This is a genomic window from Leucothrix mucor DSM 2157 (assembly GCF_000419525.1).
In the GTDB taxonomy this organism is placed as follows: domain Bacteria; phylum Pseudomonadota; class Gammaproteobacteria; order Thiotrichales; family Thiotrichaceae; genus Leucothrix; species Leucothrix mucor.
Genome location: NZ_ATTE01000001.1, coordinates 3,796,088 through 3,816,904, shown reverse-complemented (window position 1 = coordinate 3,816,904; position 20,817 = coordinate 3,796,088). Strand labels below are relative to the sequence as shown.

At 48.1% G+C, this 20,817-nt stretch carries 18 protein-coding genes; 6 read left to right on the top strand and 12 right to left on the bottom strand.

Annotated elements, in window-relative coordinates:
• A complete protein-coding gene (locus LEUMU_RS0117370; protein ID WP_022953576.1) occupies positions 1–2,424 on the bottom strand; it encodes an FAD-dependent oxidoreductase in 2,424 nt (807 codons plus the stop codon).
• A gap of 132 nt (positions 2,425–2,556) precedes the next feature.
• On the opposite strand from LEUMU_RS0117370, the gene LEUMU_RS0117365 reads away from it, so the two are divergent.
• Positions 2,557–3,588 carry a GlxA family transcriptional regulator gene (locus tag LEUMU_RS0117365; RefSeq protein ID WP_022953575.1) on the top strand — a complete coding sequence of 344 codons (1,032 nt, stop codon included), beginning with the start codon at positions 2,557–2,559 and terminating at the stop codon, positions 3,586–3,588.
• 9 nt (positions 3,589–3,597) lie between these two features.
• A complete protein-coding gene (locus LEUMU_RS0117360) occupies positions 3,598–3,879 on the top strand; it encodes a hypothetical protein (RefSeq protein WP_022953574.1) in 282 nt (93 codons plus the stop codon).
• On the opposite strand, the gene LEUMU_RS0117355 is transcribed toward LEUMU_RS0117360, so the two are convergent.
• The 3 genes from LEUMU_RS0117355 to LEUMU_RS28610 all read right to left on the bottom strand — a co-directional run bounded on the left by LEUMU_RS0117355 (position 3,876) and on the right by LEUMU_RS28610 (position 6,393).
• Positions 3,876–5,858 carry a DUF2075 domain-containing protein gene (locus LEUMU_RS0117355; RefSeq protein WP_022953573.1) on the bottom strand — a complete coding sequence of 661 codons (1,983 nt, stop codon included), beginning with the start codon at positions 5,856–5,858 and terminating at the stop codon, positions 3,876–3,878. The genes LEUMU_RS0117360 and LEUMU_RS0117355 overlap by 4 nt on opposite strands.
• Positions 5,851–6,078: a helix-turn-helix domain-containing protein gene (locus tag LEUMU_RS0117350; protein ID WP_022953572.1), complete on the bottom strand. Its 228-nt coding sequence runs from the start codon at positions 6,076–6,078 to the stop codon at positions 5,851–5,853. Before LEUMU_RS0117350 ends, LEUMU_RS0117355 begins: the two co-directional genes overlap by 8 nt.
• A 78-nt stretch (positions 6,079–6,156) precedes the next feature.
• Entirely contained in the window at positions 6,157–6,393 is a 237-nt protein-coding gene (locus tag LEUMU_RS28610; RefSeq protein ID WP_211223038.1) for a type IV toxin-antitoxin system AbiEi family antitoxin domain-containing protein, read from the bottom strand.
• Positions 6,394–6,416: 23 nt separating this feature from the next.
• On the opposite strand from LEUMU_RS28610, the gene LEUMU_RS0117345 reads away from it, so the two are divergent.
• The 3 genes from LEUMU_RS0117345 to LEUMU_RS26610 all read left to right on the top strand — a co-directional run bounded on the left by LEUMU_RS0117345 (position 6,417) and on the right by LEUMU_RS26610 (position 7,357).
• Positions 6,417–6,665, top strand: a complete 249-nt coding sequence (locus tag LEUMU_RS0117345) for a hypothetical protein (protein ID WP_022953571.1) — start codon at positions 6,417–6,419, stop codon at positions 6,663–6,665.
• Between the two features lie 109 nt (positions 6,666–6,774).
• Positions 6,775–6,906 (top strand): hypothetical protein, encoded by a 132-nt coding sequence (locus tag LEUMU_RS29325; RefSeq protein ID WP_281169932.1) that lies wholly within the window; start codon positions 6,775–6,777, stop codon positions 6,904–6,906.
• The gene (locus LEUMU_RS26610; RefSeq protein WP_211223037.1) at positions 6,875–7,357 is read left to right on the top strand and encodes a Uma2 family endonuclease; all 483 of its coding nucleotides are present in this window, start codon (positions 6,875–6,877) and stop codon (positions 7,355–7,357) included. The genes LEUMU_RS29325 and LEUMU_RS26610 overlap by 32 nt, the downstream gene beginning before the upstream one ends.
• A gap of 32 nt (positions 7,358–7,389) precedes the next feature.
• Here LEUMU_RS26610 and LEUMU_RS0117335 read toward each other — a convergent pair whose 3' ends face one another.
• Positions 7,390–7,833, bottom strand: coding sequence for a DUF2798 domain-containing protein (locus LEUMU_RS0117335; RefSeq protein WP_022953570.1), 444 nt, complete (start codon positions 7,831–7,833; stop codon positions 7,390–7,392).
• 111 nt (positions 7,834–7,944) lie between these two features.
• Between LEUMU_RS0117335 and LEUMU_RS0117330 the strand changes: the two genes are divergently transcribed.
• Positions 7,945–8,382, top strand: coding sequence for a MarR family winged helix-turn-helix transcriptional regulator (locus LEUMU_RS0117330; protein WP_022953569.1), 438 nt, complete (start codon positions 7,945–7,947; stop codon positions 8,380–8,382).
• Between the two features lie 5 nt (positions 8,383–8,387).
• On the opposite strand, the gene LEUMU_RS26605 is transcribed toward LEUMU_RS0117330, so the two are convergent.
• From LEUMU_RS26605 to LEUMU_RS0117295, 7 genes are all read right to left on the bottom strand, one after another.
• The gene (locus LEUMU_RS26605; protein ID WP_022953568.1) at positions 8,388–8,654 is read right to left on the bottom strand and encodes a ribbon-helix-helix domain-containing protein; all 267 of its coding nucleotides are present in this window, start codon (positions 8,652–8,654) and stop codon (positions 8,388–8,390) included.
• A gap of 15 nt (positions 8,655–8,669) precedes the next feature.
• Positions 8,670–9,149 carry a hypothetical protein gene (locus LEUMU_RS0117320; RefSeq protein ID WP_022953567.1) on the bottom strand — a complete coding sequence of 160 codons (480 nt, stop codon included), beginning with the start codon at positions 9,147–9,149 and terminating at the stop codon, positions 8,670–8,672.
• An 88-nt stretch (positions 9,150–9,237) separates the two neighbouring features.
• Positions 9,238–9,723 carry a hypothetical protein gene (locus LEUMU_RS0117315; RefSeq protein WP_022953566.1) on the bottom strand — a complete coding sequence of 162 codons (486 nt, stop codon included), beginning with the start codon at positions 9,721–9,723 and terminating at the stop codon, positions 9,238–9,240.
• Positions 9,724–9,821: 98 nt separating this feature from the next.
• The gene (locus LEUMU_RS0117310) at positions 9,822–10,307 is read right to left on the bottom strand and encodes a hypothetical protein (protein ID WP_022953565.1); all 486 of its coding nucleotides are present in this window, start codon (positions 10,305–10,307) and stop codon (positions 9,822–9,824) included.
• A 610-nt stretch (positions 10,308–10,917) separates the two neighbouring features.
• Positions 10,918–13,494, bottom strand: a complete 2,577-nt coding sequence (locus LEUMU_RS0117305) for a fimbria/pilus outer membrane usher protein (RefSeq protein WP_022953564.1) — start codon at positions 13,492–13,494, stop codon at positions 10,918–10,920.
• Between the two features lie 61 nt (positions 13,495–13,555).
• On the bottom strand, positions 13,556–14,272 hold the full coding sequence (locus LEUMU_RS0117300) for a fimbrial biogenesis chaperone (protein ID WP_022953563.1): 717 nt from the start codon (positions 14,270–14,272) through the stop codon (positions 13,556–13,558).
• Positions 14,273–14,389: 117 nt separating this feature from the next.
• Positions 14,390–20,575, bottom strand: coding sequence for a GEVED domain-containing protein (locus LEUMU_RS0117295; protein WP_022953562.1), 6,186 nt, complete (start codon positions 20,573–20,575; stop codon positions 14,390–14,392).
• Positions 20,576–20,817 lie beyond the last annotated feature (242 nt).

Sequence of the window (20,817 nt, the reverse complement as noted above, 5' to 3'; positions counted from 1 at the left end):
TTAAGCGCGCAGTTTCTTGTTTTCAGGATCGTAAACACCATCCATCTCAACATGGGCTTTACGCACGCCCATTGTGGTTAACACGTTTAATGACTTGCCCTGAACATTGGCCGCAGGCGTGATATAAGCAAAACCAACGCTATAACCCACACGATGCCCAAAGCCACCGCTAGTCATTACGCCGATATACTCATCGCCATCGTAAACCGCCTCGTTACCAAAGCACTCACACGGCACATCGTCATCAAAAGCTAAAAAGGCCAGCTGATGTTTTGGGGTGGATTGCTGACGTTGGCGCAAGTTTTCAGCGCCAATAAAGTCGCGGGATGTGTCTAAGAAGCGGTCCATCATGGCCTCTACCGCACTCACTTCCTCCGTAAACTCGTGGCCATAGGTGCGATAGGCTTTTTCCAGTCGCAGTGCATTCATGGTTTGCGTACCAAAATCGCGAATGGTAATGCCCTCGCGCTTGCACACCTGATGCATCGACTCGTAAATCGACATCAACTGCCATGCCGGCATGTGCAGCTCATAACCCAACTCGCCGACATACGACACGCGAATCATCCGAATCACAGCGCTATCCAGCGTGATCGCTTGCGCGGTGAGCCATGGGAAGGCCGCGTGAGATAAATCATCTTCCGTCATGTGTTGCAGAATCTCGCGAGACTTAGGGCCAGTGACCAGAATCGCACCGATCTCCTCGGTCACATTCTTCACTTCAACCTCATAGCCATCGGTATGCTGCTGCATCCAGTGCAGATCTTTCAGCTCTGAACCAATCGCGCTTACCAGATAGAAATGATCAGGCGCAATGCGGGTAATCGAGAACTCGCTCATAATTCCGCCTTCCGGCCCGTGGAATAGCGTCAGCGAGAGGCGACCATCTTTCGCCGGCAAGCGATTGCAGGATAAGTGATCGAGGAATGCCGCTGCATCCTTACCCGTGACTTCAAACTTAGACGAGCCGGAAATATCCACCACGCCCGCGCTAGTCATAATCGCCTGACACTCCTCAGCGACCGCCGCATGGCTTTCACTGCGCGACCAGGTCGGCGTTTCGCCAGTGACGGTTGCGGTTTTAAACCACAAAGGCTTCTCATAGCCATGCACCACGCCATGCACGCAACCACGGTTCACCAATTCCTGATGCAGCGGGCTGGTGCGCATTGGGCGCGCATGAGGGCGGTTATCATTCACACCCGGCGCGGTATACATATTCTCATAGGCTTCGATGGCTTTAGTAATGCAGAACTTCTTATCCGCCCAAGGGCCAAAGCGGCGGCTATCCAGCGGGGCCATATTGATTTCAGTTTGGCCGTGTACCATCCACTGCGCCATAAACTTACCGATACCACCCTGAGCGATACCGATACTCGCGCCATGTAAGTTCCAGAAATTGCGTAAACCGGCTTGAGGACCGGCTAAAATATTGTCATCCGGCGTGTGGGTAATCGGGCCGTTAATCACGGTTTTAACGCCCACTTCACTAAAGATCGGCATGATTTCCATGCACTTTTCCAGAAACGGCATTAAGCGCTCCAGCGCACCGGGGAACAGCTCGCGATCGAAACTCCAATCCATACCACCCAGCGCCCACGGCTTAGAGCCAAAGGTCTCATACGGGCCAATCAATAAGCCTTTACCTTCCTGACGGATATAACTGCTGGTGTAAGAGTCGCGGCACACCGGCAGCTCAAAATCCAGCTCAGACAGTGCAGGGTGATCGTCGGTAATCAGGTACTGATGTTCCAGATTCACCAAGGGTACATTCACACCCACCATGGCACCGACTTCCGGCGCAAAACAGCCACCCGCATTCACCACATGCTCGGCGATAATATTGCCTTTGTTGGTCACCACTTCCCACTCACCGGATGGCAGCTGATTAATCGCGCTGACGTGAGTAAACCGGTTGATCTCAGCGCCATTGGCTTTAGCCAGCTGGCCCAATGGCATTACCACAGAGGTTGGGTCAACATGGCCATCGTTTGGCGTGCTGACAATCACTCGTGCCTTATCAAAATCCATAAACGGGTTGAGCTTGCGGGCTTCGTCTTTACTGATGAAATTAAACTCGCAGCCAACCGTTTTGGCGCGGCTTTCCAGATTGCGGAACCAATCCTCTTCCAGCTTAGTAAAACCAACGCGCAAGCTACCGGTTTTGTGGAAGGTGGAGGGCAGGCCGGTTTCTTGTGGGAGGATCTCGTCATACAGCTTCATGGTGTATTCGTGGATCTGAGAGACCGTCATATTGCCGTTAAAGCTTGGGCAAAGCCCCGCTGCGTGCCAGGTAGAACCACTGGTTAGCTCACCCTTTTCGATCAGCGCGATATCGGTCCAGCCTTCTTTCGTGAGGTGATACAGCAGATTGATACCCAGTGAACCACCACCGATAATAACGACTCTTGCGTGACTTCTCATAGCTTCTCCAGATTTTGCTAGACGGCACAGAACGGGCCTTAAGCTATTCAAGATAATCTGAGAAATGGCATGACTTTTATCCTAAACTGCCATAATGTGGCACTTTAAGAAAATGACTACGGAGTAACCGCCGTGCAAGCCCCTGTCACTGTATCGTTTTTGCTCATTCGCCTACTGCCGCTGTACTGTTTAATACTCGCTACCGAAGTGCTGCGCCTCGCCAATCGCTATGCGGGAAAGCGCCTGTTTGAATGGCACTACTCCAGCCTCGACGGGCTTTCGGTAGAGGCCAGCAACAGCACGCGGCTGGCCGTAGAACAGCAGTTTTACGATACCAAAGACGTAGACTACCTGATCGTAGTGGCAGGCTACGACGCGCTGGCCGACTTCTCGCCCGCTATGAAACAGATGTTACAGCGCTTAAACCGCCAGAAAGTGGTGCTGGGCGCGATCGACAGTGGTGCGTTTATCCTAGCTGAAGCGCAACTGCTGCAAAACCAAAAAATCACCTTACACCCCACTGGCGTCACCGCGTTTACCGAACGCTACCGCACCGCTAACATTGAAATCCAGCAGGGCGACATGCTGGTTACCGATCGCCGCATAAGCTGCGCGGGCGGCCTAAGCGTGGTGCCGATGATGTTGCACTTAGTTGGCCAACACGGCGGCGAAGCGCTGGTACACGCCGTGGCGCACGATATGCAGATCAACCCCGTCGAACTCTCGGCTCCCGACACCGGCATGAAAGCCAGTCGCGTGTATAACAACCCCAGCATCGTCGGGCGTGCCTCGCTACTCATGCGCACCTACGTGGAAGAGCCCTTATCGATCAAAGCCTTAGCCAAGCAACTCGGCGTGTCGGAGCGTAGCCTGTTTCGCAAATTTCAAACCAAACTCGGCATGTCGCCCAACCGCTACTACGTCATCTTGCGACTGCAACACGCACAACACCTACTGCTGCAAAGCCAATGCTCAATGACCGATGTCGCCTTTGCCTCCGGCTTTAGCTCATCGGCCAGCTTGTCGCGGGCGTTTAAACGCGAATTTGGCATATCGCCCAAGCACATGCTCGGCCATGTACGCGAGCACGGCTATGAGTCGATCGTACCGGAAGGGCAGTTGAGGAATGAGCTGGTTTGGCGGGCTACTGGGGATCGGAAGTAGAGAGGATTTATGGCTATTTCACACTGTAAAATTATTGAATGGAAAGACTTACCATCGACTGCAAAAGTTGAATTTCCACATCAGTCAGCGATGGATTCTGAGTTCTTTAAATTTAAAAACGAATGGTACTGCGTTGGCTATTTAGATGGCCGCAGCCAAACTCATAACTTTGAGAATGACACTCCGGATGGCACGTTTATCGCGTGTAACCGGAGTGGTAATGTCATGGAAGTTAGTGAATTTACTGAGCATGTGATGCCAAATTTAGCTCAGTTGTTGTCGTTTCACTAATCTTTATCTAGCGGCTGCATCCCGCATCTTAACAAGTATGAGTAGGTTTGGTCGTAGAACTCAGGTTTACGAGTTTCATCTTCGATATCACCATGCGGGATATAAATCACCATTCCTTGGCGGGCGCGAGTTAAGAGCACTCGGTAAGCATTCTCTAAGTATTGCTTTTCCTCATCGGTTTTAAGCGGTCTCCATTTCGAGGTAGTTACATTGAATACTAAGTGCTGAAAAGCTCCATCCTGATATCTAAAATCAGAATCCCAACCTACCAAGCACCAATCCAGCTCTAAGCCTTGAACGACGAACTCACTCGCTACATCCTCAAGATAATTACTGCTTCTCACATCGTCAGCACTATTGAGAAACCAATTTTCGGGCTTAAACTTCTCTGAGTCCGGGAAGTAAATACCCTCTGCTTTTAGGCGAACAGCGCTAGATGAGGTCATAACTCCTGACCGCTCTGTTCCCCTAGTTTGAGATCTGACCCATGACTTAGCACTTTGTAAGTTGCGGGTCACAAACAGTGGGAATTTCTCAACTAAAAATGCGGCATTCTCATTCGCTTTTTTAGCGTCATTGCCGATAACATAATGGACGAAATTGGAGAGTTTCTCTGCTCGAAATGATCTCATCGATGTTGCTAAATGGAGATTCTTCAAGCTTAGAGCTTTATCAGATTTTTCTAAATATTCTAGTTTGACCCCGTTGCCGGCATATTCTGATTGTCTTAATTCATTTGAATAGTAGACCTGCCAATCATCAAACGAGTTTTCCAATGCAGATAACCATCCTTGTAATCCAGATTCTCCGGTATTAATTTCTTGGCCGCCACCAATGAGGGCAATGATGACGCACCATTCCTCGTGTCGGTCCATAATGCTAATTAGGAACTCGGGCTCTGACTGATTCCATGTCTCACGCTGCCGTTTACGGATCATAAAATCTTCTGTTTTCTTTAAATCCCAAGCGCGCTGAGCCTCATCAAAAATGACAACATTCTCCGGTGGAGCTCCGGAGTCAGTCAATGCTTGGTCTCTAAAGTGATGAATATTTTGAATAGCTGCTCTGGCTTCACGCTTAGCATCATCTTTTTTAATACGCTTGTTTCTTAATTTACTATCTCTTGCAAGGGCTTCCTGCAGTACGGCTACAAGCGGTCCATTACCCGATAGAAAAACAGCATGATCAACATCTCCGTCTGGGTGGGTAGTCGCAATATTTAAGCCTACAAGTGTTTTCCCTGCACCGGGAACACCTGTCACAAAACAGATGGATTTTTGTTTCTTGTTTCTTGAAGTCGTAATGATTTCTTGGATTTGCTTGGAGGTTGTAGCTAGATTAACTGCACCTGCATCATTGCGAGAAATATCTCTTACATCATGCTTGGCATAGAGAGCTTTAGCCGCTTCAATAATCGTTGGCGTCGGCCTGTAAGGAGCGTTTAACCAGTCCGTATAGCAAAATTTCTTTGTGTTGAAGGCCGCAGTGCAGGCTTTGATAATTTGTGAGAGATTTTGGCCGTTACTACAAATAACATCTGAAACACCAGATTCATGTTTGATTACGTCAATGTCAGCATTTTTTGCTTTGGTTGCCACAAGAATAGGAATGATTACACGTTCATGGCTGGCGCTGTGGAAGTGCTTTAAATCCATTGCGTAACCTAGGGCTTGGCGGCTATCCATGGGTTTATAGTTCTTTTCTCCGACCTTATATTCCAAGACAAAAACTATCCCTTGGTAGAGTAAAACTACGTCGGCTCTTTTGCCCATGCGAGGAATTAATAATTCAAAGCAAATATAACCATCACTAAAGTCTGACAACTGCTCCTGCAGATTCTCGACTTGTCCCATCCATGCGCGTGTTTGATTGTATTCAATGGATTGCGTGTGAGAGGTGGTAATCGTACCGCGAATTTCTTCAGTGGTTGTGTTGAGGAATTTGCTAACAGGCGCGTGATAATAGGCTTTATTAGACATTATCATCTCCAAACCGAAGTAGTTCAGAGGGTGATATTTCTAGAGCATCTGAAAGCTTTTTGACGTTTAGTAAGCCGACATTTCTAATCCCTCTTTCAATGCCGCTAATGTAAGTTCGGTCTAGCTCACAGATTTGAGCTAGCTTTTCTTGGCTGAGCTCTTTAGCGAGACGTAGCTCTTTTACTCTGGCACCGAAGGCGAGGAGAATATTGTCCGTCATTTGCTTATTTTGAGTAGTTTAAGTGCAAAACATACTCATCAAGCTAGACTTATAAGTCTACGGACTATAAGTCACATGCTATGGTTTCCTATTGGTCTTCAAAGATTCAGGCACAGTAATTTTATAGCGCTCATCATAGCGACCTTCAGGAACCACTTGCCGCTTTCCAGACCCCAGTTCTATTTGTGACTCATCAAGGTGTTTAGCCCATTGGTGATCATGGTAGTGGCTCAAAAACAGGAAGATACGATTGGTTCGCACGGCATATTTGTGGTGGTTTAGAGGCAGTTTTATACTAAGTGAATCGCGGGTCATCTATGAGATTTCAAAGAGATATAATGCTAACCAAAACTCTCTACTACGCCAGCTACCTCTTCGCTCTACTCGGCATTCTCTCCACCTACCTGAGCTACTCCGTCTGGCACTACCCATATGATGAAACCGGCCGCTATTTCGAGCCCGTCGAGAGCATCGTCTATCACCAGCAAACACTGGAAGCGTATGTCGTTATGGCGGTGGTGTGTTTGTCCTTAACCGTCGTATTACTGACGGCAGCCATTCTCAGAAGCCGACAGCAGCGGGCCTGATTGCACTGATCCTCGGGCATGTCGGTGGCGGTAACTTTTATCAGTTATTTTAGAGAGTTATCCTGCTATGTTGTGTTTATCTAAACGCAGTAAAAAATGGTAACCAGTCATGTCAAAAGCAGTCATCAAAACAACATTGTCAGCTGAAGAGTATTTAGACGGAGAAGAGCGTGCGGAAACGCGTCGTGAATATGTGACAGGTGCAGTTTATGCAATGGCAGTGGCAGGCGAAAAATCATAATCGTATAGCGGGGAATGTTTTCTTTCAGCTTCGGAGTAAAGCCCGAGGCGGTCGTTGTGGTGTCTTCATGAGCGATATGAAGCTTCGCATCGAAAACGGAGAACGTTTTTATTACCCGGACGTTATGCTGGTTTGTAATGAGAACGACGATCATAGTCATTACAAAGATGCGCCGTGTTTAATTGCTGAAGTATTATCCCCGTCGACTGAGGCAGTTGACCGACGTGAAAAGTGGCTGGCTTACAGTGAGCTAGACAGCCTTCGCTATTACCTTCTGATTTCTGCTGACAGAAAGCATGTTGATTATTACCAACGAGATGAGGAGGGGGCATGGCAAGTTTCAGCGCTTTCCTCGATGGATACTATCCTTGTGCAATGCGAGGACGGGACTAGTCGCTTCAGTGCAGGCTTGTGCCTGGATGATATTTATGAGGATGTTGTTTGGCGGTAGGCTGGCGAGAGCTTCTCGTTACGCTGTATCCATCAACTCGCCAAAAACGTCTCCAAACGCGGCTTAATCACCAACGACATAACGATCGAAAACACGATCCCAACTGGCAGCGCCGCTAAAAATGCAGCAGACCATTGGCTGGCAAAGACGGATGATTCATAGCCATGCAGGTTCATGGTAGTGACTGCGCCCATAATCGCTTCCATAATGAATGCCATTCCGAAGCCAAACGTGATGTTTTTCTGAAGGCTGGAGAAGTTTGGCAACACGGCATTAATCGTCCGGTTGAGCGCATACGAAATCACGCCACCCAGCGGTGCGATACACAGCACGCATAAGGCAAATGAAGACAGCCACGATGTCACGAATGTGTCGCTAAAACCGATACTGCGCCATGTCATTAAAAAGGTTAAGGTGCCGCCCAAGGTTGCAATGATAGAAGCAATGATTAGAATTTTCTGTGCTAGTTTTGGCATGAGTGTTCTCTAAGGTGTGATGTGTGTAATTTAGTTGACAATATCAACTATAATGGTGAGAATCTTAGATGTTGTAGTTGACTAAGTCAACTAAATTTATGGAAGGGTAAGATGAAAGGTTATCAGTCAGAGTTACAAAGTATGTTCATTCAAATATTGGGAGGCCTGAAGCACTCAATGACTGAGCACCTGAAGGCGCAAGGTCTGGAGTTATCGCCGTTACACTTCATTATTTTGCGCAGTATTCACCACATTGAAGGCTGCACGTCTAATGCCTTAGCGGATCACTTGAGAAAGGATAAGGGGCAAATAACGAGACTGGTCAAAGAGTTAGTTGACAAAGGGCTTGTTGAAAAAGTGGCGAATCCAAATGATAAGCGCAGCCAGTTTCTCATCTTGAGTGAGCAGGGCTCGGCGTGCTTTAAAGGGCTTCAGGAGTTTGATTTTGTAACGCTAACGAATATGCGCGAGGGCATTAGCGATGCAGAGCTCGCTCAGTTTTTAAGCTTAGGCGAAAAGATGGTGGCTAACTTGGGGCGGGGTTTGTAAGCTTTTCAGCTACGCCGTGTTCCAATATATTCATCTTTTAAGCTTTCCAGAATGCCTTTTCTCGTCTCGGCAGGCGCGATGACTTTTTTACGCGGTGCTGCGAGTCGTTGGGTGAGTAAACCATCGCGTTGAGTGCGACGTTCCAGCGCTTGCTCTTGTTTTTGCAGCAGCAGAAGGGCTTCTTCGATGATCTCATCGGCTGAGCGGTAAAGACCACTGCCGACCTTTTTGTTTACATAGTCTTCAAGGGCTTGCGATAACGATATTTTCATAGCTTGTTCAAAAAATTACTCTGCGGTCAAAGTGATGGTGACCCGATCTTGATACCAACCTGTTTCGATCACTTCCGGCATATTGCCACGTGCTGCAAAGGTCAGTAGTTGATTGTTAATCGTGCAAGCATCCAGACGAATAGTCGGCGCATCATTAGACGAGACACTACGCCCAAGATAGCTGAGTTGGTAACGTTTAAGCAGCGAACCCGTCGTATCATGAATCATCGCGAAGTTATTAAGCGTAGAAAACTTAAGTGCGCAGCTGTCGCCGTTTGATCTCACGCCTAATGTTCCCAATGAAACAGCGGCATTCGACTCAATATTGTTCATACTGACGGTGTTGATATGCCCATCTACCGCAGATCCGGTGAGTTCGGCAAAGGTGCCTTGAGTGACTTGGACATTAATAGTCTTAGTGTCGCTGGTGGCAAGTGCTGCTGATGTTGAAACAATCAATGCAGTTAAAAAGACAGCACGGGGGAATGTTGTCATTTATGTTCCTTCTTATAAAAAACGAGGTTAGGACGCGTATTAGAGCGTCCTAACCTACTAGCTTTTTTTACAAAAAGGTATCTCTTTCCTACTCAGCGGTCAGAGTAATTGTCACAGTGTCTTTGTAAGTACCGGCTTCGATTACGTCTGGTGCTTCGCCAGATGTTTCAAAATTCAGCGCACTGGCTGCCATCACACACGAATCCAGCTTTCTAGTCGAGTTTTCATCAACGTTTGAATAGATGTTAGTGCCTAAGTAGCTCAGGAAGTAAGTCTTCAGTGTGGTTCCACTTGTTTCGTGCTTTAAGCGGTAGTTGTTCAATGTCGAGAAAGAAATCGCGCAGTTTTTACCGTTAGACTTTACGCCCAATGTACCCAATGACGTTGCAGAGTTACCGGTGATTTTACCCATATCGATGTTGTTGATGTTGCCATCCACTGCGGAACCTACTAATTCAGCATAAGTACCTTGAATGACTTCAATGTCGATTGTTTTAGTGTCAGTCGCTGCCATCGCAGAAGAGCTAAGGATAACGAATGCGGCTGAAGCTAAGATCGGGGAAAACTTTTTCATTTTGTGTACCTATTTATTTTTATATTTAGAAGGTTTGCACGCTGGGGGGAGCGTTTCAAATCTATCATCTATTACTTGCTTTAAAGTGGGGTGGAGTCTTACTCAGCGGTCAGAGTAATTGTCACTGTGTCTTTGTAAGTACCGGCTTCGATTACATCTGGTGCTTCACCCGATGTTTCAAAAGTCAGTGCGCTGGCTGCCATCACACAAGAATCTAATTTACGGTTTGAGTTTTCATCAACGTTTGAATAGATATTAGTGCCCTGATAGTTCAGGAAAAATGTCTTCAGTGTCGCTCCGCTGGTTTCGTGTTTTAAGCGGTAGTTATTTAATGTTGAGAAAGAGATTTCGCAATTCTTGCCGTTAGATTTAACACCTAATGTACCTAGAGAAGTCGCTGAGTTACCAGTGATCTTACCCATGTCGATGTTGTTGATGTTGCCATCTACTGCTGAACCAACCAGTTCTGCGTAAGTACCCTGAATAACTTCAATATCAATTGTCTTAGTATCGGTTGCTGCCATGGCAGAAGAGCTAAGAATAACGAATGCGGCTGAAGCTAGGATCGGGGAAAACTTTTTCATTTTGTATACCTGTTTATTTTTATAATTAGAGTATTTGAAAGCTGGGGGAAGCGTCTCAAATCTGGTGCCTACTTTACTGAATATTATATGAACGGATTATGAACGAATCTTAATATCTGTTCAGTTTCGGCGTTTACAGACGAGTGGTGGCAGGAGATCGTCTTTTTAAATAGGTATTTTAGAGGTTTGTTTTCCTTTAAATGATAACGATGTCTTTATTTTCTATTAGCGATATTGGGCCGTTATTAGAGGTGGTTCTGTTTTTTATAAGTTGTTAATTTTTATATAAATTATTTGTTTTTCGTGTGATCTTAGAGAGTGATTCTGTTGCGGAACGATGAGTTGCCTGGGTGTTTTTTTCGTGATTGGCTGAGGCACTTTCTATCGCTGTTTCAGGTTGGCTTACAAAATCAAAGCTGAATAGGTAGTGAATGAGAATTTTGGGCCAGTCGTCGGGGTTTTGCGTATTTGGCCGGATTTTGGAGGGCATTTAGTCGGAGGGTATTGAGGGATTTTTTAGGGAAATTCTTAGTGTTGCAGACAGGCGGAGTAGTGGAGTGGCAATTATCAGGAGGGTATTGGCTAAAGTATTCGGCGAGGCGTTAGGTGTTTATAGGAGAATGGCGACGTTGCCCAGATCCTGAACGCCATTATCCTGCATGCTTATATCGACTTCTACCGGTGCCATATTGGGGTAGTCATGCAGCTCAAGGCGATAGCTGCCAGAGACCATAGAGGGCACACGGAAGCGGCCTGCTTTGTTTGAGAAGAAGGCAATGGCTTTATCTTTGTTCTTAGTGGAAATCCATTGGCCACCTTTATAGGCAAGCGGCTTGCCGTCTTTATCTACGAGTACGCCATCGACTACCGTGCCTGGCTCGCCACCGACATCAAAGCTAAAGCCGTGGTGATAGCCTGGGGAGGCTTCAAACTCGGTTTTCTCGGGGTTGTAGCCAAAGGGTAGGGAGACTTCATCAACGGTTATGCGCTGCGTTTGGTAGTCATCCAGATGGATCACCGCCTTACTGTCGCGTGTTGGAATTAGGGCGGCGTAGCTGATCGGGAGCATGGAGTCTTCATCTTCTGAGTACACAAAGCGTCGGTTGCCGGTATTCAGCGCAATGGCTTGCTTCTGGTTTTTAGGGCCGCCAACCAGTGCAAAGCTATCTTCAATGGGGTAGGTGATGGCGCAGTCTTCTCCGGCGCAGGCTAAGCTGGTATTTACGCCCACTTGCAAGCGCTGTTGATTGAGGCTGTCGGAGCTTAAATGGCTTGCGCTAAAGTGCGACTCAAATTGCGGGAACCTGACTGCGCCTTCGGCTCTGTCTTCTGAGCTGCTGCCTTTTTGGCGGTGTATCAGGTTGCCGGATAGGCTATCCCGCCCGATTGAGTTGCGTGCTTTAATTTCATAGCGCGCTTCAAAAGAGTCATCTTTGCCATTGGCGAGTAGGCCCAGCCGCTTGCGTCGCGATTGTTTGCCACCAAGCGGTACGGATAACTGCGCCTTAACGCTCCAGTCGCTGTCTTCCTGATAGTTTAAGCCTGCGCTAAAGCTAATGCCTTTGGCAAAGCGGCGGGAGGTTGATAAGTCCAGCGATAGCGCATCATCCGCACCATAGAAACGGCTGTAGTTGACTCCCAGTGAGGTGTTCCATTTATCAAATAACAATTTGCTGGTGTTGAGGTAGAGAGTCGTCTCTAAGCTTCTATCATCCGTTACTTCGGTGTCTGAGTCTGTATCGCTGAGGGTGGTGGTAAATAGTGTGGTGGTAAATTGCTCGGAACGCACTTCACCGCCGACATCCCAATGCACGGAGCCTTTTTCGCGGGAGAAACTCGGTTTAAATTTTACGCTGGCCGCTGCACCAGAGACGCCGGAGGCATCGCCATTGATTGCAATGCCAGTATCAAACACGCCCGCATTCACCACTTTTAGCGCTTCTGCGCCGAGTAAAAACTGCTTTCCAATGACTTGTGCGTCCGCTCCGGCAGTTAAGGTATCGGAGACGCCATATTGGTAAATGCCATTCACCGCAAACTCATCCGTGTCGCTATTGCTTAGTGCGCCGACTGCGAAGGCGTATTTGGAGAGCTCAGGTTTTAGTAAGCGGGTATCAAATAATTGGGAGGACTGCTTAATGGTCTCTTTACCAAAGGAGTCGATGATTTTTAGCGTCAGGTCGTTTTGGCCATTACTCAAACCAATGTCTTCTAATAAGTAAGTACCGGGTGCCAGTGTGTAGCGCTCGATCTGAAAGTTATTGAGTAAGATAATGACATCGGAGCGGGTGGTTAAGATCAGTCGCTCGCTGGCTTTTGGCTGTGTTTCCTGCGTTTTATCTAAGGTGAAGTCTTTACTCACCGATAGCCCGATCAGCGAGAAGCTATCTTGAAAATTACGCGTAATCGCGCTGACTTCGCCGGCACGGTAGCGTCTTAAGTTTTCAGGTTCGTCATAGGTTATGTAGGTTTTATCCAGCGACCAGTCATCAGTGTTTCGGGTTAGCTGGCTTTGCAGGGTGGCTTTGTCGATGGTTAGACTGCCATCGAGCTGAAGCTGAAAGTCGGTACTGTGCTCATCTTCCTGATAGGAGAGCTCGGTATTGGTATATAGGTTTAAGTAACCACTGACTTGGCTGGCTTCTACTTTATTGTCTTTGCGAATGGTGGATGACAGTTCTTGCAGTAAAGAGAGCACCAGCGGTTCGCGTTGTTCAGGGTCGAGTGCCAGATTCAGGCTCAAGGCGGCGGTATCGTACGCGGCTTTAATATCATGTTTAGCCAGCCATTCAAAGCTGACTTCTTTGGTGTCGCCAATGGCTTTTTCCAGCTCTAAAAACACGTCTTCTTTTAAGATGGATTTTAGCTGCGGGATGAGGTCGACTGTCTTTACCCGACTCACCACTTGCTGCTTGTTATTAAACACCATGACCGACTGATGCGTTTCGCCATCAATCTTTAAGTCGACGGTGAATTGGGAAGGCGTGGCTTTTTTCTTAGAGCCAAAGGCTTTGAGGAACATGGCTTGCATGTCGCTCGCCTGATCGGCGCTTGCTGGAGTTGGAATGAGTGTAACGGGAATGGACAGGGCAATAGCCATGCATAGCGATAGGGTGGTGCATGCGGGTAACTCCCGATGAATCCGGCTGGAAGCGCTGCCTGCGCAGCCACCAAATTTTAACCCCATACTGCCCACAAACACCTTATTCAGGGCCGCTATTCAAACGGCCCTGAATTGATTACTGCTTTTATTTTTGTACGTTTAGTGATGCAACCCAAGCGGCATTTTGAACCTGCGCAGGCTTATTGATCAAAAACTGCTGTGTGGATTTGGCCAGTACATTTTTACCTTCCATTCCCAATAGCTGATTGCCTTTAAGCGAGATCACCTGATTGCCATGTTGCAGGTTGAGAATGGCTTTATCTAAGATTTGGTGGCGCGTGCCGGTATTGGCAACGGTTACACTAAGCTTGTTGCCCTGAGGGCGCACTGCACTCACGCGGACATTACTTTGCGTTTTGCTAGGCTGTACATATAAGGCACCGACCAGCTTCATTAACATAGTGACGCCGGTTGGCTCTTTGTCCAAAGACACATGCACTTGCTCAGCAATCAAACGGAACGCCTGCTCTTGCTGAACATTGCTATCACCCAACCATTGCACGCGCACTTTCTGTGCTGTTTTTGGTGGGATAATGGTTTGAGGAGGATAAATCATAAATTTATCATCAGCAGGTAAGCGGATTTCTTTATCGCCTTGCTGCTGGCGAGTCGTCATGCTGAACTGCACTGCAATCGGCTTGGCGCTTTCATTGATCACGCTAAATATCTGGTTAGCACCCGCACCGGCTGGTTTTAAAACTAATGACAATGGCTCCATTTGTAGTGCATTCGCAAATGGGCTGGCGAACATGGAAGCTGCAAAAACAAGGGGCAGGAGCAATGTGCTTTTTTTAAGTTTCATCTGGGTAAACCTATTATATTGATTATTATGGCTATCTCGATGCTAGCTCTGAAACCCGATAAGCACAACACTTTGCAGACCAAGCGGTTGTTTTCTCTAAAATTTGTCATGAGCAACCTATTGATCAATAACCACCTGATAGCTGACTGAGCTCCCTGAACCACCTGGCAACTGCCCGGTGAATGTCCACTGTAAAGCATCATCCAAGCTTAGTGGGCTGGCGGTGCAACCCATATCAGGTAAGATCATGCCGCAGTCGGCAACGCCTACAAGTTCGGTATAGGCTGGCACGCGATCATTCACGGTGAGATCACTTAGCGGTCCGGTACCGGTATTGCTGTAGTAAATGCGGTATTCCAGTATATTGCCGGGATCTGCTGAGTTTACCGTGCTGGTTTCAGCGGTTCCTTGGCTAATGTTTTTAACTGTTTTGCGCAGCTCCAAGCGAGATGGGCCGACGGCCGGAGTCACTGGTGTTGGGTCGACCTGCGCTTGTGCAGGAGCTTCCGGAACCTCAGGAATGTAGGGTGTGGTTGGTGTTGCATCGACCGGCTCCTGAGCGGGTGTGATTGGCTCAGCGACTACCTCTGGTGTTGCGGGTAAAGCGGGTGCCTGAACCTGTTTTGCCGTCGTGACATCTCGTACTGTCAGCGCTAATGTACCCGCAACGATATTTTTAAAGTCAAAGTCAGCCGTGATGTTTTGAGCATACTGCTCATTGGCGGCCACATTAGATGGCGCATAGACTTTATTGATCAGGCAAACTTTATCATTCGCATTGACTTCCATTGAGCTGGTCTGTAAAGGCGAGGCTCCATCACTTTGGTTTAGCTTGCCATCGCAGTTTTCATCCCGATAAATAATCGAAGACCAACCACTACTGCGATGCGTACTGGATAAGCTGCTAAAGCGGACGCTGCCGGCAGTTGGCGTGGTGAATTTATGCGCATAGAACAACACATTGCCCGGTAAAATCTGACCCGTGTTATCTGGCTCGAAGACGGGTAATTTCACATTTCCGAAGTCTTGTCCGGTAATGTCATTGGTCGTCACGGTAAATGCTTCACGTACTTTGCTGGTCGTTGAGCGGTAGCCGCTTGGGTCTTTAGCATTGACAGGGCCACATTGCCCAGGAGTTGGCACACTTTCCCGAGAGGCTTCATACACTTGATAGGTACCGGGAGTTACATCCTTAAACACGTAATTTCCTGAGCCGTTAGTTCGTGTGCTGATGCAGGTTTTACTAATCGTTTCATAGAGTACGACTGGTAAATTAGTCACGCCGATTTCAGTGCTGTCATTGGCTGCATCGACATTCGAATCGTTAAACACCCGGCCACTGACCATAACCCCAGCCGCCTTAATAGTGATAAGGTAATCCTCAACCTCACCATCGCGTTTGGCACCACCTGGTTCCCGGTTGCTTAAGGAGTCGGTGGTTAAACGCAAGCGTAAATAACTATCACCAGTTTGAATATCGACCGGAATATTAGACCAGTTGAGAGTGTAGCTGGCGTTACTACTGCCAGCAGCAATGGTTCGGATGGCCGCTTCATCAGCATCCAACGTGCCGTTATTATCAAAATCAATCCAACCGACTAAGGTCGCGGGGTTAGCGGTGTCATTTCTGGCACTCACGGTCGCGCTAAAGCTGCGGTCGGAGCTGGTGAGGGTGGGTAGGCTACTAATGCCGTCTTCATCGGCACCATCACCATTGCCATCGGTTGAAGGTTGGCCGTCGCTATCAGTGTCCGGAGTGTTCGCGCCAAGGCGGACGTCATTAATAATGCCGTGTTGCGGGCCTGCTGCGGACTTCGTGGTCAAATAAGTATTCGGTGCATCTCCGTAGTCTTGTGGAATACAGCTGACAAAGCCGATATTCGCCGAGCCTGCATAGGTTTGGTAGGTGACACGAATATCCGTTAATCCGGCGACAGGCCAGACATAAGCTTCCTGATCATTATTCGGGCCATCCGACAGTGTGACTAGTTTCTGGTTGGCGGCGTCCCAGGCGGCGAACAGGCTTGGGTTGTTCCATGAGGGGGTCTCGATAGCGTTCGCATTAAGCTCGGTAGTGCTCTGAGTTTCCCAGAGACTGGGGGCTGGCAAAGACCCCAAGCTGTTATTGGAGAAGCTAATAGATTCATTGGTCGCATCAACATCCCGTACCACCATGTAGGTGTTAGCTGGTAATGGGGTATCAAATCCAATATTGGCGATGGTTGAGCCTGTACCGCTTAGGTCTGCTGGATGGTTTAAGCCCAACGCATAGCCCGGAGAGCTGAAGCGATTAATAAAGTTGCTTTCGGTAAATACTCTGGGTGCAGCGGAGGTCCATTTGGCGTTGCTGCCGGTCATCGTAGTGCTAAAGCCTAGGGTGGCATTGAGGCCGCGCTCGGCCCAATTGACATTCCAGCTCGCTGTTGGATAAGCCGGTTGGCCGGCCAGATTTAGCCAGCTTAATTCTCCATTACAAGCGCCCGGTGGTGTACCCGTCGCTTGCAGTACGATTGGGTAATCTTCTACTTCACCATCACTGGCGGTACCGGTTGCGGTGGAAATCTCATCGGTATCCGAACCAATCCGTAAGCGGGCATAGGTGTTGCCAGCGGTTAAGCCGGAGAGTCCTGTCCAGTTAAGCGTCACGCTGCCGGTGCTGCTGCATTTGCTTGGGTAGTCGGTATTGCGCTCGCCCACATCAAACTGATTATTTTGATTGAAATCAACCCAGCCGGAGACGAAAGCACCGGTATCGTTACAGGTTAACTTTAGGCGATAGTGAGACTGGCTGGTCCACACTGCGGGTAGTTTTACATAAGCATCTTCGTCATTGCTGCCATTCAGGTCATCCCCGGTACCATCTGAACCACCATTAGCAGTATTCAGGATTTGTGGTTCGTGATCGGGTGCCACATCGCCTAAGTAGACAACGGGAGTATCAGGAATTTTATGAGCGGCTTCACCATAGCTGGCAGGTGCATCGCCGTAGTCATAAGGCTCGGCACAGATGACAAATTCAATGCCATCGGCACCTGCTCCCTCAACGCCGACGCCGCTTAGGTCAAGGCTTAGGCTATTAAAGGTGCCGTTAACTTGTACTGACCCCATGGCGGTATAGATGGTGCTATCAGCCCCTGAGGCACCGGTCACACCCGTATCTTGCATGGTTTCGTTGGGCGTGCGTTGGATGCTATTACTGGTCACTAAAAAGTGTGTAGTGCCTGCAAGACGGGTAAAACTGGCGCTGGCGTTCGCTGTATTTGGCGTAATAATTGAGGAATTACTAAGCCCTTGAGGGGTGGCAGCCGCACTGGAGCCATAACCACCTTGACGATCGATATGTAGAACCGGATTTTTAACAGGTACCCCAAAGCTAAATGTTAGCGTGCCGCTTGCAGCATCATTGGCTGCATTGGCTAAACGTCCATCTTCCGGAGAGGTGTCCCAAGTAAAGACGGTGCTTAAAGAGGGGGAGCCATTGAGTGCTGCAAAGCTAAAATTTCCGGAGGTATTGAGTGCATCGTTGGGCGCAAATGACCAGGAAGTTCCTGGCTCTGCGGTAGTGCTTGCAGAGATTGCAACGCCTTGACTGGTTGTGGCTTTATAAACGCCGCCGTCTAAGGTCCAGGTGTTACTACAATAAGCAATTGCTGGTGCAGTAGGAGCCGTTGCGGTATTGGCAATAGTGACTTGGTAGTCTTCGACTTCACCATCACTCGCTGCCCCCGTTGGTTCCGTTAATGCCGCATCGCTACTGAAACGGAAGCGGGCATAAGTGGTGCCAAGATTGGCGGCTATCGGCACGCTGGCATTTACTATCAGCGTTTCATTGGCGCCGGCAATACCATTGGCAATCAGCTCATTGCTGTTGTTACCAAATACGCCATTGCCATCCCAATCGATCCACGCGTAAAGCTTACCGCTGCCTGAAACGGGGATGTATAAGGTAGAGCTGTCTTCAGGTTTAAAATTTCCACCCTGTAGGCCTGCCGTCAATGCCGCATCGGTAAATACGCCATCATCTGAATCATTATCGGCATCTTCAACGGCACTGGTTTCACCGGTGATGGAAGCGCCCAATTGAATACCGGAAGTCACCACATGAGTGGCTGTACCGTAAGCGGTGGATTTTGTTATACCATTTGGCGCTGTGGAGTTATCGGCGGGTGCATCTGAGTAATCGATTGATGAGGCTTCGCCAACTGGTATTGCCGAACATTTTTGAAAAACCAGTTCATCCACCGCAAAGTCATTACCACTGCCTCCGGGGGCAATTGAATTAAGGCGAACTAACATCGTTCCTGTAATACTCGAAGTGATGAACCCTGCGCTTTGTTGCCATCCCGCGGGGTCCGGATATTGAGAGGCCTCTACATTGCCTGTTGTATCAATCTCAATCCAAGTATCACCATCGTCTATGGAGTATTCAAAAGCAATATTCGGTTCGATATAGGTCTTAAGGTCGGGCCGTGAGATCAGATTCGAAAAATAGGCAGAAAACTCATAGTTGTCACCGACTTCAACTGAAATGGGCAGGACAAAAACGCCACCTGGGGTCTCATCACCATTAATCACCATAAACTTGTCAGTTGAATTAGTTGCTGCCTGAACTCCTCTCAGGTCGTGCCAGAGGCCTGATTCTCTTGCTGAACTTAAAGCCGCACCATAGAGGTTAGGTCCTGTTCGCGATGTGATTAGGTACTTACCATTTTCAGGCTCATACTGCTTATCATTTGGCCAGCCGTCGGAGAAGCCTACTCCCGTGTAATACTCATAACCCGTTGTCGCTCCTGGAATATTTGTAGATAAGCTCCCTTGTTTTGAAAAAGAGCCCCCGGAGATTAGATTGGGACCAAGCAATAAGTTTCCGGTTGATTCACAGTAGGTCATTCCAGTCCCGAATGAAGGTGGTGCAGACAGTATTAGGGAGTAGTCTTCAACTTCGCCTTTACTGGCGGTGACACCAACACCAGGTGCAGCCTCTGAGGTGAACTTGAAGCGCGCATAGGTTTGGCCGACGACAGCACCAGCAGGAACCGGAACTGAAATATTGGTAGTGCTACGCGCATCAGTGGCGTTAGTAGTTGCTGTGCCATCGATTGCTGTCTCACCGGTATTTACAATATTCTGGTCGATGATGATTTTCTCACCACTATCTGCGAAGCTGTTATTCTGGTTCCAGTCGATCCAGACATTTAAGTAACCTGAGCCAAACGTCTTGATGCTTAACGTAGTTGTTTCACCTGTGGTTAAATCGGCGCCATCCAGTTTGGTTGTACCATCCGACAGGAAAACACCGTCTTCATCATCAAGCGCCGTGAGTGCGCCTCCAGCTCCGTCAGTGTCATCTCCATCAGCATTATTTGTAAATTGCTGTGCAGTCTCACCATCAGGCACGAAGCCGGTACCAAGAGCAGCCAAGGCAGTGCCTATAGTTTGGGCGCCGACAGGGTAGGTGTTAGGAGTGTCGCCGTAATCGCTGGATGTACCTATAATCGCTTCCAGATCCTGAACCCGAAAAGAAAAATTGAATAGACGCACGTAGGCAAGATCATTTTGTATGCGAAGTGTTACTGACGATGTATCCAGAAAGATACTACTCGCCCGACAGGTTGAGTCTGGCGCGGTTGCAGTATCGTTGCAGGACTCTAATCTGCCTTTGTTTTTCAGGTTGTAAGTGTTGTAGGAGGTATTTTCCGATAGGTCAACCTCGCTGTCACTAGCGAGAATTGGTTGGGTATTGCTAGCGGATATATAATAGATATCATCGGTGCCTGACCCCTGATCAAGATCAAAACCGGTAATGATAAGGCGGTCGACTGTAACCGGGGTTGTCGTATTGCGCTCCACAACAGTTAAAGTCATATTCATGTGGGCGGAATCATCACCATCGTCAGCCGTTCCGGAAATTCCGTCGGCGCCGATATCATCGCTTTCATCTAACGTCCAGCTATTGATGGTATTAGAATATCTAACAGAGTCGAGGACAAAGCTCAAAGTGCCATCAACAACCCGGGTACAGGGGATTGAGTATCCATGTGAGGCGCGGGTCAAATTCCATTGATTATCTTCCTCTGTGATATCGACCAACATATCCAGTAACTTGCCTTCATAGGTCTGGTCAATGGGTACCCGGTATAAGACCGGTTCACACTCACTACCGCTAATGATGGCTGGGCTGGTTGGGCCTCCTAAGGTGAAGCTTGCTGCCTGAGCTTGCCCGTTGGCTAATAAAAGGCTTACAAATAAGGTACTTAAGTACCCCATAAAATAATGAAGGCGACAGGTATTTTTATTTTTCACTGTTAAGTTCCGCGCTAGACTCTTCTGGTGGTTTTTTGTATTTAGCAGGAAATACGAAGCCCCAGCGTCTGCTCTAAAACTATCGCCACGGAAAAATTGTCTTTTCAAGCTAACAGTCCGAAGCTCGACCAAAGCTTAACGGTTGTTGACTCATTTTTTTAATCTCGGGATATAGGCAGGCACAAAAAAAGAGGCTGTATAAAATTGCCCCTTATTTATCATTAAAACGCTTAACTATTGAT